The organism is Mangrovibacterium sp. (assembly GCF_041596335.1).
Classification (GTDB): Bacteria; Bacteroidota; Bacteroidia; order Bacteroidales; family Prolixibacteraceae; genus Mangrovibacterium.
In genome coordinates, this window is sequence record NZ_JBFHIT010000011.1 from 59806 (window position 1) to 76730 (window position 16925).

Consider the following 16925-nt stretch of genomic DNA (forward strand, 5'->3'; position numbering starts at 1 on the left):
TGCTAATTTCTATCCGACATCCGATTGTTTCGCTTAATTCTTGTCGAACTAGCGAATTCGTCTGAACGGTTCTTTCTTCAACACCATCGCTGTTCGCGCCGGCAGATATAGATTCAGATAGTGCTGACTGGTGATTCCGCCTGACGGCCGTGTATAATAAATCATTTCATGATCAATTCGGCCCTGTCCTCCAAATCGTTGCTCATCGGTATCGAACAGTACTTTATATTTTGAAGCTTCCAACGGAATTCCGTACCCAGTGTATGAATTCACCGGATTGAAGTTGAAAACCAATAAATAATCGCCACGCTGAAAAGCCAGGATCTGATCGCCTTTGTTGTTGAAGCGATTGTAAACTTCCGGAATATCCAGCAGTCTGGCTTCGCGAATCCACTGCATCATTTCCCGATCGAAATCAGACAACCAATGAAAACGCAACTCCGGATCTTCAGAAATACTCCAAAGTCTCCTGGCATGTTTGCACGACCAGTTATTTCCTTCTCTGGGGAAATCGATCCATTCCGGATGCCCGAATTCATTCCCCATAAAATTAAGGTAGGCACCACCCGCACTGGCCGCTGTTGCCAAACGGATCATTTTATGTAATGCGATGCCCCGTTCAACCGCCAAATTTGGTTGATCCTTGCGCATGCTGAAATACATTTCTTTATCAATTAAGCGAAATATGATGGTTTTATCGCCAACCAGAGCCTGATCGTGCGACTCGGCATAGCTGACCACCTTTTCGTCCATGCGCTTCGAAGTCAGTTCGTAAAAGATATGCCCAACATCCCAATTTTCATCCGCAACTTCTTTGATTAGTTTAATCCAGTAATCGGGTACTCCCATCGCCATTCGATAATCAAAGCCATACCCTCCATCAGCCAAAGGCGTGGCCAAACCGGGCATTCCACTCATTTCTTCGGCAATCGACAAAGCATTTGGGTTTATCTCGTGAATCAACTTATTGGCTAAATAAAAATAGCTGGTTGCCTCTTCGTCGACACCGCCATTGTAATAATCGTCGTAGCCGGTAAACGCTTTACCCAAACCATGATCGTAATAAAGCATACTGGTTACTCCGTCGAAACGGAATCCATCGAATTTGTATTCTTCAAGCCAGTATCGAATATTTGACAGTAAAAAATGAAGTACTTCATTTTTGCCATAATTGAAGCAATAGGAATCCCATGCCGGATGCTCTCCCTTCGGACCGTCGTGAAAGAACTGATATTTTGTTCCATCGTATTTTCCCAAGCCTTCATTTTCATTTTTCACGGCATGCGAATGAACCAAATCGATAATCACCGCCAATCCCATTCCATGAGCATCGTCAATCAATGCTTTCAACTCGTCGGGTGTACCAAAACGTGAAGAAGCTGCAAAGAAGCTGGACACGTGATATCCGAAACTTCCATAGTAAGGATGCTCCGGAATAGCCATCAACTGAACCGTATTATAGCCGGCCTTTTTAATTCGCGGAAGTACATCCAACCGAAACTCATTGTAGGTATGTACCCGTGCTTCTTCACCGGCCATCCCCACATGACTTTCGTAAATCAATGGCGCGTCTCCCCCTCGGTTATAGCCTGTATTTTTCCACTCATAAGGTGACTCCGGACTCCAGACCTGAGCGGTGAAAATTTTTGTTTCATCGTCCTGAACCGCTCTGGTTACCCATGCCGGGATGCGAGTTCCTTTGCCGCCGTTCCAATGAATAGAAAAAGCGTACAAATCGCCATGCTTTAGCTGATTTTCATCCAGAAGCAACTCCCAATTGCCATCTCCTATCGACTGAAACCGATAGGCCTCCTGTTCTGACCAGTCATTACATTGACCAATCAAATAAACAGCCGTCGCATTGGGCGCCCAGTCCCGCAATACCCATCCATCGGTAGTGCGATGCAAGCCATACCACAAATAGCCGCTTGCAAAGTCGCGTAGGTTGCCTCCATTAGTTACTTCGTGCTCTTTTTTAACCGCAGCATGATAGCGGGACAATATTACCGGGGCATGATTTTTTAGCCAAGGGTCATTCTCAATTAGTTTCAGAGTTTCCATACAAACGTGGGTTTTTGATAAAGATAGGAATTTCAGGCTACGGAAGGCTCAATAAAACGGGCATTTCGCGAAGTTTCTAAAACATTTTTTATAGCCTTTACATAAGCCTGCTTATTGTACAAACGACGAAATGTTGACGTTGATAACAGTTCGAATGTGGTATCATAAAAGCACTCGCTAAAACAAAAACAGCCAGCCACCAAAACGGTAACTGACTGATTTACGGAGCGGAAAACGGGATTCGAACCCGCGACCCTCAGCTTGGGAAGCTGATGCTCTACCAACTGAGCTACTTCCGCGATATTTTCGACCAAATGTAAATTATTTTATCATTCGTCACTCCAAAATCAGAAGTTTTTTAAAGCTTTTGCCCCGGGGAGAAACCTTTTTTTATGCGTTGTATAAAATTCTCGATTCGCTTTACTCTGGTTTCAGGGCGTTTTGCCTGATTGATGTAATTGATAATTGATGACTTGTTGCTAAAGGAGAGCTGCTCAAATTTCTCACTCAACCGGGGATCTTCGTCCAACAGCCATTGAAAGTCGTCCGGGATCTCGAGCACTCGTGGTGTCAAATCTTGCTCAACAACCAGGTGCACTTCATCGCCGTGTTGCTTACCAACCTGTTTCAAAATTTCTTTTCGGATATGAATGGCGTGCTCACCATGGCCAATTGGGATCAGGCTCCCGGTTTTATGCACCCCGTCGACCCAACAATTAATTCTCACCGGCCCTCCTGTTCCAAATTCAATGCGCACATCAAAAGGAAAGCCGCCGAAAGTCCCAGGAATACCACGATCCAACTGGAAAAGAATTGTTGTGTATTCAAATCGCTTTGGCCTCATTCCTCTAAATCTTTGTCGGATGGTCTGTTGACTTCAACGGAGCCGACCGGCTCAATAAACCGCAGGTTCCGCATAAGCCCGCTGTATTTTGTTCGTTTCACCGCCGATTTCCTGAACAGTTCGGCAAAGAGCTTCTCGTCCATACTCAGCCATTCGTGCCGAGTTAAAGCCATAAGTTTTGGGTTTGGGTTGAAAGCGGGTTCTTTGTGAGCCTCCGATTTTAAGTTCCACGGGCAAACATCCTGACAAATATCGCAGCCGAAAATCCGATCATCAAATTGTCCTTTTAAGCGTTCGTCAATTTCTCCTCGCTGTTCTATTGTTTGGTACGAAATACAGCGCCTCGCATCGACCACATAAGGCGCTACGATCGCTTTTGTCGGGCAGGCATCCAAACACCGGGTGCAATTGCCACAATGGTTGCTAACAATTCGACGATCGGGTTCCAGTTCCAGATCGACCAGCAACTCGCCGATAAAAAAAAAGCTCCCATGCTCAACTGATATCAGATTGGAGTTTTTCCCAATCCAACCAAGGCCGGCCCGAACAGCCCAAGCCTTGTCGAGCACCGGTGCCGAATCGACAAACGCTCGCCCGTTGCATGCGGCGATTTCCTCGTTTATAAACGCTAGCAGGGAACGCAGCTTTTCTTTCAATACAAAATGATAATCGGCACCATAGGCATATTTCGAAAGAACAGGTGCATCGGGCGATAACTGCTTTTCTTTCGGATAGTAATTCAACAGCACCGAAATAACCGATCGGCTTCCTTCGTGCAACAGACGGGGATCGAGTCGTTTATCCTGATTGCGGGCCATGTAATCCATGTCACCGTTCATTCCGGCAACCAGCCATTGCTCGAATCTGGATTCTTCCTCAGCCAAAAAATCAGCTTTTGAAATACCACAAGCCAAAAACCCCAGCTCACGAGCTTTTTCTTTAATCCGATCCCTTTGTTCGTTCTTATTCATCAGGCAACAAGGTATAAAAAAACCCGGATCAGACCGGGTTTGTGTCGCAAAGCTTTTAATACGAACGCTTATTTTTTCCTAAAAGAAACCCAATTCAAGGCGGGCTTCCTCACTCATCATCGATTTTTCCCAGGGCGGCTCGAAAGTCAGCTCAACATGAGCATCCTCAACTCCATCAGCCGATAAGGCAGCCTGACGGGCATCTTCTACCAGCATATCAGCAACCGGGCAACCAGGAGCAGTCAAGGTCATTATAATCGTGGCTTTGTTGGTATCATCAACATCCACATTATACACCAAGCCTAAGTCATATATATTGACCGGTATCTCCGGATCGTAGACATCTTTCAATTTTTCAATAATCAGATCAATTCTTTTATCCATCGCAAATTCCTCCTATTCTGAAATCTTCTTATAAGCAACAGCATACAACTTTATTTGTTTAATCATAGCCACCAATCCATTTGAACGTGTTGGCGACAAGTGCTGTTTTAAGCCAATATCGTCGACAAAATGTAAATCACTGTTCAAAATTTCGTCGGGCGTATGACCCGAGACCACCCGCAACAGCAGTGCGACCAGCCCTTTCACAATAACGGCATCGCTCTCTCCCTGAAAGTAAATTTTACCATCTTTAAACTCCGGTGCCAACCACACCCTGCTTTGGCAACCTTTAATTACATATTGGTCATTCTTCAGAATCGGGTCTAAATCCGGCAAATCATTTCCCAGCTCTATCAGGTAACTATATTTATCCATCCAGTCTTCGTAAATCGAAAACTCGTCATTTATTTCGTCCTGAATTTGATCTATTGTCATGCTAAATCAGTTTAAAGCCCCAAATGTCGCAAAAAAATAGAGCAAGCAAAGCGTTTTAACCAGAAGCAATCGCAGAATTAAAGAAAAATAAAGACTAAAAAATCTTTTTGAATAATTCTAAATAAAGTGCAACATAATAAAACGGGGCTATTTTTCGTACTTTTGAGACACAAGAAACCAAATAACAATTAATATCACTCAAATGAATTCATTGAAAGGTACTCAAACAGAAAAAAACCTGTTAAAAGCTTTTGCCGGTGAGTCTCAAGCTAAAAACAGATACGAATTTTTTGCCAAACAGGCACGCACCGAAGGCTTGGAGCAAATTGCAGCGCTATTCGAAGAAACAGCTCTAAACGAGCAAGCACACGCAAACCGTTTCTTTGGTTTTCTCGAAGGTGGAATGGTCGAAATTACCGCTGCTTACCCAGCCGGCAAGGTAGGCACAACACTGGAAAACCTTCAGGCTGCAGCCGACGGAGAAAATGAAGAATGGACTGAATTATACCCCGAATTTGCCCGCATTGCAGAAGAAGAAGGCTTTAAACAAGTCGCAACAGTTTTTAAAACCATTGCTAAAATTGAAAAGCACCACGAGGAACGCTACCGCAAGCTTTATAACAACCTTGAAGAAGGCAAAGTATTTGAGCGTGAAGGTAAGGTTACCTGGAAATGTCGGATTTGTGGATTTCTGCATGAATCGGCCCGTCCACCAAAAAAATGCCCTGCCTGTGAACACGAACAAGCTTATTTTGAGCTAGAAGCTACAAACTTTTAATATATTTGTCGCCGGGAATGAAACTAGCCCCGGCGACATTACCGATAAACAGGTTAACTATAGGTACATGAAAAGCATTCAATCATCACTCGAGAAACGATTTCCGTTTTTTGAGGCAAACTTGATCGCAGACATCCTTCAAAACGGAACCGTTCAGGAGCTAACGTCAGGCGACGAGCTCTTGCGTGAAGGCCAATATATAAAATCATTCCCTATTTTATTAGAGGGCAACATACGTGTTAGCCGACAGGATAAGGAAGGGCGCGAACTACTGCTCTATTTCCTCAACCCCGGCGAAACCTGCAGTATGGTGCTCACCTGCTGCATGGGGCAGCAACAAAGCAACATCAGCGCAACAGCCGAACAAAGCAGTACAATAATTCGCATACCGGTTGACTGTTTGGACAAATGGCTGACCCAATACCCTTCCTGGAAATCCTACATGATGTATTCCTACCGGAAACGTTTTGACGAACTACTCGACACCATTGACGCCATCGCTTTTATGGAGTTGGACGAACGTCTTAGCCGTTTCTTCTATGCTCGTTTTAAGGCAACCGGCGAACAAAAATTCACAGGCACTCATCAAGATATAGCAAACCATTTAAACAGTTCGCGCGAAGTGGTATCACGCCTTCTCAAACAAATGGAACAAAAAAACCTGGTGTCACTGAGCCGTAACGAAATCGACTACACCCCCCTGATTAAACAAACAGAAGACCAAAATTAAATCTTCAACGTAGTTTTTCTTCGCTTCTGTGACTCAAGTCACAGAACATTGTCGCGCTGTGTTATTTCTTTGCAGGAAACGATTCAGCAATGAAATTCAAACAACTTTTAACACGGTATAAATGGCAGGCCATTGGGGTTAGCATCGGCTTAATCGGTGGCTACCTCTATTGGTACTACATTGGCTGTACCTCAGGAACCTGCCCCATTCAGGCTAACTGGCACACCTCCACACTCTATGGTGGGTTGCTGGGGTATTTTGTAGGCGACCTGAAAAAGAGACCTAAAACAAACAACGACAAGACAGATGGAACAGTTTAATACCATTATTCAGAGTAATACCCCGGTTTTAGTCGACTTTTTTGCCACTTGGTGCGCTCCATGTAAAATGATGGCGCCAATACTGCAACAGGTAAAATCGCAGGTAGGCGACGAGGTTCGGATTATCAAAATTGATGTCGATAAAAACCCGGCTATTGCGCAACAATTTCAAATTCGAAGCGTCCCCACGCTCAAGCTTTTTAAAAACGGACAGGTAAAATGGACCGGCAACGGTGTAATGCAGGCTGACCAACTGGTAGGCATTATTAAAACAACAACACGGTAGACCCGCCATTTAAAATTCGCATCAATGAAACAGATTACAATTATAAAACAACGCTGCCCACAAAATCATTTCTGCCCGGTGATGAGAATATGCCCGGCCGGTGCAATTAGTCAGCGTACACCATTCGAAGCACCGAGCATCGATCAAACAAGATGTACGAACTGCGGGAAATGTGCAAAATACTGTGCTTTTGGAGCCTTTCAGGCGATTTAATACTCCAAAACAAAAAGGGAAAGAGGGAAAATGCAGGAATCCGAAAGGGTTCCTGTTTTTATTTTGAGCGTTGCGCAAAGTGGCATGAATTTTCTGTCTGTTTATCCTCACCTTCCCATCGATCTTTCTGTAAGCTTTCTGTATGTTTTCTGTAAGCTTCCTGTAAGCTCAGATACAAAATCCTTACAGAACACAACTACAAACTACGAGAATACTCCGATCTCAAAATATTGAAAAGCCGAACGAGTTAGCCGGATTATTCGAAGCCCCTCCGACCCCATGCGGAAACCATAAAAGAGTTAAATATCCTGATATCGACAAAACATTCGCGCGACTTACTGTGTTTCCCTTTGGTTAAGAAAAAAATAGATCTGTATCATGAATCGGAAAATACTTCCCCCTCGAAAGAGCCGGCCAGCGCTCCGGATGATAAAATTGTGCTACCTGTTTTTATTATCCGGCGTTCTCGCTGTCGCTTGTACGAATCAACAAAAGTCGAAAACAAACACACTAACTGAAGCGGTAGAACCTACCGCCAATTCTGGCCAGATGGACTGCTGCTCTTCCGGTTTGCCTGCCCGCCCGTTCCTTCAGGCCGCTGGCAGTGCGGCTGATTCGCTTCAGCAACAATCGGACAAACAGCTGGAGGGAATGGTTTTTATTCCCGGAGGTGAATTTACAATGGGGGGCGACAGTCTTTGGGGGCGTCCGGATGAGTTCCCGCATCACCAGGTGAAAGTTAATTCGTTCTATATGGATGAGCACGAGGTCACCAATGCACAGTTTCGGGAGTTTACAGATGCAACAGGCTATGTAACAACAGCCGAGCGAAAGCCTGAGTGGGAAGAAATTAAAAAACAACTGCCTCCGGGAACGCCAAAACCTCCGGACGATGCGTTGGTTGCTGCCTCACTGGTATTTACGCCACCTAATCATTCGGTTCCGCTGAGCAACGCTACTGCGTGGTGGAGCTGGGTACCGGGTGCCGACTGGCGTCATCCGGAAGGGCCCGATAGTTCAATCGAAGGAAAAGATCAATACCCGGTGGTGCAAATAACCTGGGACGATGCGATGGCCTATGCGGCCTGGGCCGGAAAACGGTTGCCGACAGAAGCTGAATGGGAATATGCCTCGCGAGGAGGCGCCAAAAATACGATTTACCCTTGGGGGAACGAACCCATTGAGCAGGGAGCGGTAAAAGCCAATAGTTGGCAAGGGCATTTCCCAAACCAAAATACGGCTAACGACCGGTTTTTGCGGGCGGCACCGGTCAAGTCGTTTCAACCCAACGGATATGGATTGTATGATATGGGTGGAAACGTATGGGAGTGGTGCAGCGATTGGTATCATGCCGATTACTACAGGCAATGTGCCGAAAACGGATTGGTCGTGAACCCGCAAGGGCCCGATTCGTCGTTCGATCCGGACGAACCGTTCACTAAAAAGCGGGTAACCCGCGGCGGCTCATTTCTTTGTAGCGACCAGTATTGCTCGGGCTTTCGGGTTGCCGCACGCATGAAAACCACCTTTGATACCAGCTTGGAACATACCGGCTTTCGCTGTGTGGTGTCGGCAGAGTAAGCTTCCGCTTGACTTAATTAAGCGAGTTGGTTCCAACAAAAAAGCCATCTGCTAATCAACTGATTACAGACGGCTTTTGAAGTGGAGGTCTCTGGCGGATTCGAACCGCCGTACACGGTTTTGCAGACCGTTGCCTAGCCACTCGGCCAAGAGACCTTGTTTTTCGGACTGCAAATTTATATAAAATATTTTGCTGTGCAACAGCTGCTGCCTGATTTTATCATTTACTGAGCTGTACACTCACTTTTTCGAGCTGCCCTCCCATTGGCGGATTCATTTTAGACAACTTTACGATTGCCTGCCCGATCTCTGGAAATGAACGATATATGTGATCCAGAATCCGGGTACACACATGCTCAAGCAGAGCCGACGGGATTGCCATCTCCTCGCGAACGATGTCGTAAATTTTTTGATAGTTCAGGGCGTCTTCCAGGCGGTCGCTTTGTCCGGCTTTCTCACAATCGGTGTGTATGGTCACCGAAACAATAAATCGGGCGCCAACTTGTTTCTCAAACGGATAATGCCCGTGATAGGCATAAAATTCCATGCCATCCAATTCAATAATTCCCGCCATTTTCTTCTTTTTTAGTTGATTCTGTTCGATCAGTTTGTCCGCAAAATTAATTTTTCTTTTTTAGATGGTTAATTTTGTGAAATGTAAAAAGCCAATGTGCGGAATCATTTTATACTTTTGTCCCTAATCTACAGTTGCCAAAGGTGCTGCGGAAGAATCGAAACGAATTGAATCCGGAACTGACAAAACAAAAGAACGACACAATCTGAAAAATTGTCGGAAAGAGATTTTACTTTAACAAGAAGCGAATAAACAACGACTTATATGAGCGAAAGTAGTCCTGAAAAAGAAGTGGTGGTTAAGAAGAATTTCATTCACCAAATTGTTGAAGAAGAGATAAATGCGGGTAAGAATAACGGGCTGATACACACTCGGTTTCCCCCTGAGCCGAATGGCTATTTGCATATTGGACATGCCAAATCAATTTGCCTGAACTTTGGGACAGCGCAGAAATACAAGGGTATTACCAACCTTCGGTTCGACGACACGAACCCCTCGAAAGAAGATACCGAATACGTTGATTCCATCATGGAAGACGTGCGTTGGTTAGGCTTCGACTGGGGAGATCGTTTGTTTTATGCTTCCGATTACTTCGGTAAATTGTTTGAGTTTGCCGTAAAACTGATCCGCGAGGGAAAAGCCTATGTCGATGATCAGGATGCCGAAACCATTAGCAGCCAAAAGGGAACGCCAACCCGTCCGGGACTGGAAAGTCCCTGCCGAAGCCGTTCAGTAGAAGAAAACCTGGACTTTTTCATGCGCATGAAAAACGGCGAGTTCAACGAGGGACAATGTGTGTTGCGGGCCAAAATTGATATGGCCTCGCCAAACATGCACATGCGCGACCCGATTATTTACCGGATCATGAAAACGCCGCACCACCGCACCGGCGACCAATGGTGTATCTACCCGATGTACGACTTCGCTCACGGCCAATGCGACTACTGGGAGGGCATTACGCACTCGATTTGTACGCTCGAATTTGAAGTTCACCGTCCGTTGTACGATTGGTTTGTCGACCAGTTAAAAGATACCGACTATCGGCCACGGCAGATTGAATTTGCCCGTCTGAATCTGACTTATACCGTTATGAGTAAACGAAAATTACTCGAACTGGTGAAAGATAATCATGTAAAAGGGTGGGACGATCCCCGGATGCCGACCATCTCCGGCTTGCGTCGACGTGGATATACACCGGCCTCAATCCGTAATTTTTCCGATCGCATTGGGGTTACAAAAGTTGACGGGATCATCGATGTTGCACTTCTGGAACACAGTATTCGCGAAGATCTGAATAAAAACGCGCAACGGGTGATGGGAGTTTTGAATCCGCTGAAGGTGGTGATTACCAACTATCCGGAAGGACAGGTAGAGCATCTGGAAGCGGTTAACAATCCCGAAAATCCGGAAGCCGGTACCCGTCAGGTTCCGTTCACCCGTGAGATCTACATTGAACGGGACGACTTCATGGAAAATCCACCCAAGAAATTCTTCCGCCTGTCGCCGGGAACCGAAGTGCGTTTGCGCTATGCCTATTTCGTAACCTGCAACGAAGTGGTTAAAAATGAAAACGGCGAAGTAGTAGAGCTGCATTGTACGTACGATCCACAGTCGCGTGGCGGAAATTCACCCGATGGACGAAAAGTAAAAGCAACCTTGCACTGGGTATCGGTTAGCGAAAATGTGAAAGCTGAAGTGCGTTTGTACGATCGCTTGTTTACCGATGAAGAGCCTGATGGTCATAAAGATGTTGATTTTAAGACCTTCATGAATCCCGATTCATTGACGGTTTTGGAGAACTGCTACGTTGAGCCATTTGTGAAAGATGCCAAAGCGCTGGATTCGTTTCAATTCGAACGTTTAGGCTATTTTAACCTCGACCCGGACAGCACGCAGGATGGTTTGGTATTTAACAGAACCGCACAACTACGTGACACTTGGGCTAAGATGAAAGGTAAATAAAGGCATCAATTGAGATGCTTGAAATATAAGAAATGAAAAGAACGAAGTTGGATGAGGCTTCGTTCTTTTCATTTTATGGCATTTACCGATGCTTGTCGTTTATTAACCGATCTTTTCTGAAGGACGAATAGACAAACAGGTACATTTGAAAGGTAATTTAATTGTAACGAGAATGAATCAGTCAAATTGGAACCAAAACGGTGACCCCGATCGCAGCGAAAAGAAAAAGGGAGGTTCAACTTTAGGAGTCATCCTGATTGCCATTGGGGCGTATTGGATTCTGAAAGAAACTGGCCTGTCTGTACACCTTCTTCCTGTCTGGGAAATATTTCGCGATCTCTTTGGTGATTTGTTCCGTTTTCTGCATCAGCATTTGGGCGATTTGCTTCTACCAATACTTTTATTGGCTGCCGGCCTTTTGCTGGTTGGTGGAAAACGCAAGGTTGGAGGCCTCCTAGTGCTGATTGTTTTGCTGATCGTTATACCTGGCATCTTTGTCCCCGGAGTGATAGCGGTATTTCTATTTCCGGTTTTCATAATTATTTTGGGGATATTGGTTATCCGGAGCTTGTTATAGTTGTTTGAGGGAGTGAATAAATGATCGAAGGCAACCAGTCGATTCGTTGTACTGCCTGCCTTCGGATTTAATGAAGATTTATGATGGAAAGAAGTGGAAATAAACGATTTTATCTGGGAGTTGTTTTAATTGCTATTGGAGGCCTGCTGATGTTGCAGCGCCTAAACCTGATTCCCTGGGATTTGGCCGAAATGTTGATTTCGTGGCAAATGTTACTGGTGGCTATTGGTGCCATCTCGCTGATGAACGGAAACCGCGTGTGGGGCGTTATACTAATTGGACTGGGTGTGTTCTTTCTGCTGCCTGAATTTATCGATGTTCCGCGCGAAATACGTCGTTTATACTGGCCATTTATGCTGGTTCTGGTTGGTGCGGCACTCATTTACCGACAGCATGGCAACCGTTTACACATGCCCGGCGGATCAGTCGGTAAGTCGTTCGATGAGTTTGATGATTTTGTGATCTTTGGAGGACGCGAGATCTTTATCAACTCAACAAACCTCAAAGGCGGCAGAAGTACATCTATTTTTGGTGGAGTTGAGTACGATCTCCGGCAAGCTACCTTAGCGCCAGAGGGAGCAATTGTTGATTGTATTTGCGTGTTTGGCGGTACGGGAATCAAGGTACCGCTCGACTGGCAGGTTCGCAACGAGATCACCACTATTTTTGGCGCGTTCACCGATAAACGCGGCGATACCTTCCGGCATGGACAGCTGGACACATCGAAAACAATAGTCATCAAAGGAATCACCCTTTTTGGCGGGGTTGAAATTAAACATGTTTAAGCGGCATGAAGCACCCCTTCATTAATAATCGCATTTTAAGCCGCTACTATGTGGTGTTTTGGTTGTTCATTGGCTTGGTGAACCTCCTGATTCAGGTCTACTGGTACGACCTCAATTTTGAAGCCGGGCTGCTGGAGTCGATCGTCATCTTTGCTTTGTACCCAATTATGGGCGCAAGTATTTGGTTTATCATTCAATATAACCGGCTCGACGAGAGTGACTGGGCGAAGAATATTCTCTATCACTTTGTAGCAGCGACCATCCTGAACGTTATTTGGCTTTATCTGAGCTACGTATTGGCAAAAACTTTCGATGAATCACAAATGGGGTTCGTACGTAACGGCCTCCCTTCGAAAGTATTAACCGGATACTTGCTATATGTGGGCTATGTCGTCTTTTTCTATGCGGTCAATTACTACAATTCGCTGAAGGAAAAAGTAAAACGGGAATCGGAGCTAAAAATGCTGATTCGCGATGCCGAACTAAGCGCTTTGAAGTCGCAAATTAACCCACATTTCTTATTCAACAGCCTGAACAGCATTTCGTCGCTTACGATGAGCCGACCGGAAAAGGCGCAGGAGATGGTGATCAACTTATCGGCTTTTATGCGCTATTCATTGCAGCATAGCCGCGACGATATGGTGAGTTTCAAGGATGAGCTGGAGCACATTAAACTCTATCTGAGTATCGAGAAGGTTCGCTTTGGTAAAAAATTGAATCCGTTGTTCAATATCGATGAAGCCTGCCTGAAAGCCCAAATTCCAAACATGATCCTTCAGCCCTTGTTGGAAAACGCAATCAAATACGGGGTGTATGAGGCTACCGAACCGGTTACGATTGCGATTGGCTGTCGGGCGGAGTCCAACTACTTCAGAATTACTGTTGAGAATGAGTACGATGCGCAGAGCGTGAAGAATAAAGGCGAAGGAATTGGACTGAAGAATATTCGGCAACGCTTGGAACTGATCTACGGAAATCCTCATCTCTTGCAAATTACCGATTTAAAAACGAGCTTTAAGGTTGAAATAAGGCTTCCTCAAAAATAAACGAGTTATGAGCGAAAAACTAAATGTACTGCTGGTTGAAGATGAAGAGTTGGCGCGCGACCTGCTTAAGTCTTACCTCAAAAATCACCCCTCGATAAACCTGTTGGGCGAATGCGAGAATGGGTTCGAAGGCGTACAAAAAATCAACGAATTGAAACCCGATCTGGTTTTTCTGGATATTCAGATGCCCAAAATAACCGGGTTCGAAATGTTGCAGCTACTCGACCACAAACCGGATATTGTTTTTACCACAGCCTACGACGAGTATGCGCTGAAAGCTTTTGAAATTAACGCGGTCGACTACCTGCTAAAACCGTTCTCAAAAGAACGTTTGCTGGCAGCGATTGACAAGGTGCTGGAGAGACGGGGGAACGCCGAAGAACAGAGTGACAAAATCAGCCGGCTGAGTGAGTTGTCAACAGGAGAATACCTGGAACGAATTGTGGTAAAAGATCGCCATAAGATTCACATCATTCTAAGTTCGCACATTCGATACATTGAGTCGATGGATGATTATGTGCTCATTTATACACCGGATGGGCGGCATACAAAGCAAAACACCATGAAGTTTTTCGAAACTCATCTCGATCCGCGCGAGTTTATCCGAATTCACCGATCGTTTATCGTTAGTGTGTCAGAGATTGAAGAAATACAACAATACGAGAAAGAGTCGTATGTTGTCATCCTGAAAGACAGAACGAAACTAAAAGTAAGTAAGTCGGGCTATAAGAATTTAAAGGAAGCGCTTGATTTTTAAGCTCGGGCACCGGCGATAACTTTCGCTAAAGTCCAAAATAATCTGTTCCCTTTCATTCTTTTTATACCTTTGCAGACCAAACGAACAAACATGCGTGCAAGAATTTTTTGGCTTATCTTTTTCGCTCCTGCCTTGTGTTTTGGCCAGAATGAGGTCAAATCAAATGCGCCTGAGTTTTTTCTGTTTCTGGCAGTCATTCTGATTGTTCCACTTTTATTCTTTGCCGGAACTTATTTCCGGAAGAAAAAGAACGGTAGAAGCAGAACGTGGTTTTCGAAAGGCAATTTGGAAATTCGGTTAACCGGCAATAAGCGGTACCGCCCCGACACATTGACGTTGACTGTTCGAAATAATCAATCAAACGCGGTTGATCTGGAAGCACCGATTCTAATTATCCGCAAACTGTGGTCGATTCGTCGGTTTAAATTAAAAGGAATAAATCGCGCCGAAATTTACCCTCTATTTCTGGATTCCGGCAAAACACATGAACTTCAGTTGAAGTTGGATGTTTTTCATAAACACGATCCTACGTTACGGTCATACTATTGGGCCATGATACGGATCAAGAATACAACTGGAAGGGTTTATACGACCAACTATATAACTTTACGTAAAAGCTTGATCTCTTAATGCGCGACTGGAAATTCAATCATATCGATTTTTCAACCTACCCCTGGTACGGTGGTGATGATCTTGGTGTAAAACTTACATCGAATGGTTTTCAAGCCAAGGTGTGGGCTCCAACCGCACACAAAGTTGAATTATTAGTCTACCAAAACAGTCATGGTGGGAAAAGTATTCATCGGTATTGGATGCATGCCGATGAGCCGGGATGTTGGGCCTTGTCAGTCGAAGGGCATTTTAAAGGTTTGTATTATACCATTCGCGTTAACGATGGCGAGTGGCTGAATGAAACGCCGGGAATTGATGCCCGGGCAGTAGGCATTAACGGTCACCGGGGCTTGTTTTTCGATCCTGAAGAAACTCACCCGGATGGCTGGGTTGAAGATCAGCCAATTCCGGTTGAAAATGCTGTAAACACAATTTTATACGAATTACATGTTCGCGACTTTTCCATGTCGGAAAGTTCGGGCATGAAATATAAAGGACAATTCCTCGCTTTTACTGAAGAGGGGCGGTTGACTCCCGAAGGACTTCGATCGGGTATCGATCACCTCAAAGAGCTGGGCATTACACACGTGCATTTGTTGCCGGTGTTCGATTTTTTCACCGTCGATGAATTCGATCCCCTCAAGAAATACAACTGGGGCTACGATCCGCTTAACTATAATAGCCCCGAAGGTAGCTACTCAACCAATCCCGATGACACTTCCCGAATTACCGAATTCAAACAATTGGTAATGGCTTTGCACAAGGCCGGAATTGGAGTTGTGATGGACGTAGTCTACAATCATACCGGTTATACGCGTCGTTCGTGGTTTAATCAAACAGTTCCGGGATATTATTACCGCCAAACCAGATCGGGGAACTTCTCGAATGCCAGCGGTTGTGGAAACGAATTGGCGTCAGAAAGAGCGATGGTTCGAAAGTACATAATCGATTCGTTAGTGTACTGGGCCAGTGAGTTTCACCTCGATGGATTCCGTTTTGATTTGATGGGCATTCACGATCTGGAAACGATGTATGCCATCCGCCTGGCCCTGGATAAATTACGACCCGGAATTTTGATGTATGGTGAAGGCTGGACCGCTGATCGCTCTCCCTTAGATGAAAATCAACGGGCTGTGAAACGGAATATCTCTCAATTAGAGCGGGTTGCCTGTTTTAGTGATGATTTTCGCGATGCGATAAAAGGAAATAATTTCGAAGGAAATGGGATGGGCTTTGTGAGTGGAAAAGTATTTCACGAAGAAGCCATCAAGTTTGGAGTTGTTGCTGCTTGCTACCACCCGCAAATTGTTTATAGTTACGTTGGCGGCTCGGGTTTTGCCTGGGCGCGGCATCCCTGGCAAACGGTAAACTACGCGTCATGCCACGACAACTTCACCTTGTTTGACAAACTGAGCATTAGCCAACCCGGGCTCGAACTGGAACAAATAAAGAAAATGCAAAAGCTGGCAGCTGCACTGGTTATTACGTCGCAGGGGATTCCGTTTTTCTGTGGTGGAACCGAATTTTGCAGGAGTAAAAATGGCCATCATAATTCCTATAATTCGCCCGACACGATTAACCAACTGGATTGGTCTCGTAAGAAGAAGTTTGAAGATGTTTTTCGCTACTTCTGCGATTTAATTGCCTTACGAAAGGCTGTTCCGGGAATGCGCATGGAAAACTCAGACCTGATCCGAAATCACCTGAAATTTTCAACCGATTATCACATGGGAGTCGTTTCCTACCAGATTCAAAACTTCCCTGGAGAGGCACGTTGGAAAACAATGCAGCTGGTTTTTAATGCCCGGAAAGAACCTTTTCAGTTTGATTTACCAAATGAATTGGGATGGAAAGTCGTGGCAGAAGATAACACGATCGATTTGAATGGGATCCGTTTGGTGGAGGACCATTTTGTCATGATCCCTCCAATCTCGATGATGATTTTGGTCCAATAGGCAGAAAACGCCATGGCAATGGATTGTTACAACATCCTGAATCCTTAAGTTCAC

19 protein-coding genes and 2 tRNA genes are annotated in these 16925 nt (G+C 45.1%); 13 read left to right on the plus strand and 8 right to left on the minus strand.

What is annotated here, in order from left to right:
• Nucleotides 1–48: 48 nt before the first annotated feature.
• From ABZD21_RS06190 to ABZD21_RS06215, 6 genes are all read right to left on the minus strand, one after another.
• Nucleotides 49–2061 (minus strand): alpha amylase C-terminal domain-containing protein, encoded by a 2013-nt coding sequence (locus tag ABZD21_RS06190; RefSeq protein ID WP_372773717.1) that lies wholly within the window; start codon nt 2059–2061, stop codon nt 49–51.
• A gap of 226 nt (nt 2062–2287) precedes the next feature.
• Nucleotides 2288–2360: transfer RNA gene (locus ABZD21_RS06195), tRNA-Gly, on the minus strand.
• Nucleotides 2361–2419: 59 nt separating this feature from the next.
• A complete protein-coding gene (locus ABZD21_RS06200; protein ID WP_372773719.1) occupies nt 2420–2905 on the minus strand; it encodes a YdeI/OmpD-associated family protein in 486 nt (161 codons plus the stop codon).
• Complete coding sequence (queG, locus tag ABZD21_RS06205) at nt 2902–3876, minus strand: tRNA epoxyqueuosine(34) reductase QueG (RefSeq protein WP_372773720.1); 975 nt, start codon at nt 3874–3876, stop codon at nt 2902–2904. Before queG ends, ABZD21_RS06200 begins: the two co-directional genes overlap by 4 nt.
• A gap of 78 nt (nt 3877–3954) precedes the next feature.
• Entirely contained in the window at nt 3955–4260 is a 306-nt protein-coding gene (locus ABZD21_RS06210; protein ID WP_372773722.1) for a metal-sulfur cluster assembly factor, read from the minus strand.
• 12 nt (nt 4261–4272) lie between these two features.
• On the minus strand, nt 4273–4695 hold the full coding sequence (locus ABZD21_RS06215; protein WP_372773723.1) for a SufE family protein: 423 nt from the start codon (nt 4693–4695) through the stop codon (nt 4273–4275).
• 202 nt (nt 4696–4897) lie between these two features.
• Between ABZD21_RS06215 and rbr the strand changes: the two genes are divergently transcribed.
• The 6 genes from rbr to ABZD21_RS06245 all read left to right on the plus strand — a co-directional run bounded on the left by rbr (nt 4898) and on the right by ABZD21_RS06245 (nt 8603).
• Nucleotides 4898–5473 carry a rubrerythrin gene (gene rbr, locus ABZD21_RS06220; RefSeq protein WP_372773725.1) on the plus strand — a complete coding sequence of 192 codons (576 nt, stop codon included), beginning with the start codon at nt 4898–4900 and terminating at the stop codon, nt 5471–5473.
• Nucleotides 5474–5540: 67 nt separating this feature from the next.
• Nucleotides 5541–6203 (plus strand): Crp/Fnr family transcriptional regulator, encoded by a 663-nt coding sequence (locus tag ABZD21_RS06225; protein WP_372773727.1) that lies wholly within the window; start codon nt 5541–5543, stop codon nt 6201–6203.
• Nucleotides 6204–6292: 89 nt separating this feature from the next.
• Nucleotides 6293–6523: a DUF6132 family protein gene (locus tag ABZD21_RS06230; RefSeq protein ID WP_372773728.1), complete on the plus strand. Its 231-nt coding sequence runs from the start codon at nt 6293–6295 to the stop codon at nt 6521–6523.
• On the plus strand, nt 6510–6809 hold the full coding sequence (gene trxA / locus ABZD21_RS06235) for a thioredoxin (protein WP_372773730.1): 300 nt from the start codon (nt 6510–6512) through the stop codon (nt 6807–6809). Before ABZD21_RS06230 ends, trxA begins: the two co-directional genes overlap by 14 nt.
• A gap of 24 nt (nt 6810–6833) precedes the next feature.
• Entirely contained in the window at nt 6834–7022 is a 189-nt protein-coding gene (locus ABZD21_RS06240; protein WP_372773732.1) for a 4Fe-4S binding protein, read from the plus strand.
• 378 nt (nt 7023–7400) lie between these two features.
• Nucleotides 7401–8603, plus strand: a complete 1203-nt coding sequence (locus ABZD21_RS06245; protein WP_372773734.1) for a formylglycine-generating enzyme family protein — start codon at nt 7401–7403, stop codon at nt 8601–8603.
• A gap of 82 nt (nt 8604–8685) precedes the next feature.
• Here ABZD21_RS06245 and ABZD21_RS06250 read toward each other — a convergent pair.
• Nucleotides 8686–8759, minus strand: a tRNA-Cys gene (locus ABZD21_RS06250).
• Nucleotides 8760–8823: 64 nt separating this feature from the next.
• Nucleotides 8824–9177 carry a dihydroneopterin aldolase gene (folB, locus tag ABZD21_RS06255; protein ID WP_372773736.1) on the minus strand — a complete coding sequence of 118 codons (354 nt, stop codon included), beginning with the start codon at nt 9175–9177 and terminating at the stop codon, nt 8824–8826.
• 264 nt (nt 9178–9441) lie between these two features.
• Here folB and ABZD21_RS06260 point away from each other — a divergent pair, with 264 nt between their 5' ends.
• The 7 genes from ABZD21_RS06260 to pulA all read left to right on the plus strand — a co-directional run bounded on the left by ABZD21_RS06260 (nt 9442) and on the right by pulA (nt 16871).
• The gene (locus tag ABZD21_RS06260; protein WP_372773738.1) at nt 9442–11139 is read left to right on the plus strand and encodes a glutamine--tRNA ligase/YqeY domain fusion protein; all 1698 of its coding nucleotides are present in this window, start codon (nt 9442–9444) and stop codon (nt 11137–11139) included.
• A gap of 172 nt (nt 11140–11311) precedes the next feature.
• Nucleotides 11312–11716 (plus strand): hypothetical protein, encoded by a 405-nt coding sequence (locus ABZD21_RS06265; RefSeq protein WP_372773739.1) that lies wholly within the window; start codon nt 11312–11314, stop codon nt 11714–11716.
• Nucleotides 11717–11796: 80 nt separating this feature from the next.
• Nucleotides 11797–12501: a LiaI-LiaF-like domain-containing protein gene (locus ABZD21_RS06270; protein ID WP_372773741.1), complete on the plus strand. Its 705-nt coding sequence runs from the start codon at nt 11797–11799 to the stop codon at nt 12499–12501.
• A 5-nt stretch (nt 12502–12506) separates the two neighbouring features.
• The gene (locus ABZD21_RS06275; RefSeq protein WP_372773742.1) at nt 12507–13547 is read left to right on the plus strand and encodes a sensor histidine kinase; all 1041 of its coding nucleotides are present in this window, start codon (nt 12507–12509) and stop codon (nt 13545–13547) included.
• A 7-nt stretch (nt 13548–13554) separates the two neighbouring features.
• Nucleotides 13555–14304, plus strand: coding sequence for a LytR/AlgR family response regulator transcription factor (locus ABZD21_RS06280; protein ID WP_372773743.1), 750 nt, complete (start codon nt 13555–13557; stop codon nt 14302–14304).
• A gap of 90 nt (nt 14305–14394) precedes the next feature.
• Nucleotides 14395–14934 (plus strand): hypothetical protein, encoded by a 540-nt coding sequence (locus ABZD21_RS06285; protein WP_372773745.1) that lies wholly within the window; start codon nt 14395–14397, stop codon nt 14932–14934.
• On the plus strand, nt 14934–16871 hold the full coding sequence (gene pulA / locus ABZD21_RS06290; protein ID WP_372773747.1) for a type I pullulanase: 1938 nt from the start codon (nt 14934–14936) through the stop codon (nt 16869–16871). The genes ABZD21_RS06285 and pulA overlap by 1 nt, the downstream gene beginning before the upstream one ends.
• Nucleotides 16872–16925: the final 54 nt, after the last annotated feature.

Coding starts and splice junctions, on each gene's coding strand:
- rbr (WP_372773725.1), top strand. CDS start 4,898: ATGAATTCATTGAAAGGTACTCAAACAGAAAAAAACCTGTTAAAAGCT.
- ABZD21_RS06230 (WP_372773728.1), top strand. CDS start 6,293: ATGAAATTCAAACAACTTTTAACACGGTATAAATGGCAGGCCATTGGG.
- ABZD21_RS06190 (WP_372773717.1), bottom strand. CDS start 2,061: ATGGAAACTCTGAAACTAATTGAGAATGACCCTTGGCTAAAAAATCAT.
- trxA (WP_372773730.1), top strand. CDS start 6,510: ATGGAACAGTTTAATACCATTATTCAGAGTAATACCCCGGTTTTAGTC.
- ABZD21_RS06265 (WP_372773739.1), top strand. CDS start 11,312: ATGAATCAGTCAAATTGGAACCAAAACGGTGACCCCGATCGCAGCGAA.
- ABZD21_RS06200 (WP_372773719.1), bottom strand. CDS start 2,905: ATGAGGCCAAAGCGATTTGAATACACAACAATTCTTTTCCAGTTGGAT.
- pulA (WP_372773747.1), top strand. CDS start 14,934: ATGCGCGACTGGAAATTCAATCATATCGATTTTTCAACCTACCCCTGG.
- folB (WP_372773736.1), bottom strand. CDS start 9,177: ATGGCGGGAATTATTGAATTGGATGGCATGGAATTTTATGCCTATCAC.
- ABZD21_RS06225 (WP_372773727.1), top strand. CDS start 5,541: ATGAAAAGCATTCAATCATCACTCGAGAAACGATTTCCGTTTTTTGAG.
- ABZD21_RS06260 (WP_372773738.1), top strand. CDS start 9,442: ATGAGCGAAAGTAGTCCTGAAAAAGAAGTGGTGGTTAAGAAGAATTTC.
- ABZD21_RS06215 (WP_372773723.1), bottom strand. CDS start 4,695: ATGACAATAGATCAAATTCAGGACGAAATAAATGACGAGTTTTCGATT.
- ABZD21_RS06210 (WP_372773722.1), bottom strand. CDS start 4,260: ATGGATAAAAGAATTGATCTGATTATTGAAAAATTGAAAGATGTCTAC.
- ABZD21_RS06280 (WP_372773743.1), top strand. CDS start 13,555: ATGAGCGAAAAACTAAATGTACTGCTGGTTGAAGATGAAGAGTTGGCG.
- ABZD21_RS06275 (WP_372773742.1), top strand. CDS start 12,507: ATGAAGCACCCCTTCATTAATAATCGCATTTTAAGCCGCTACTATGTG.
- ABZD21_RS06285 (WP_372773745.1), top strand. CDS start 14,395: ATGCGTGCAAGAATTTTTTGGCTTATCTTTTTCGCTCCTGCCTTGTGT.
- ABZD21_RS06245 (WP_372773734.1), top strand. CDS start 7,401: ATGAATCGGAAAATACTTCCCCCTCGAAAGAGCCGGCCAGCGCTCCGG.
- queG (WP_372773720.1), bottom strand. CDS start 3,876: ATGAATAAGAACGAACAAAGGGATCGGATTAAAGAAAAAGCTCGTGAG.
- ABZD21_RS06270 (WP_372773741.1), top strand. CDS start 11,797: ATGATGGAAAGAAGTGGAAATAAACGATTTTATCTGGGAGTTGTTTTA.
- ABZD21_RS06240 (WP_372773732.1), top strand. CDS start 6,834: ATGAAACAGATTACAATTATAAAACAACGCTGCCCACAAAATCATTTC.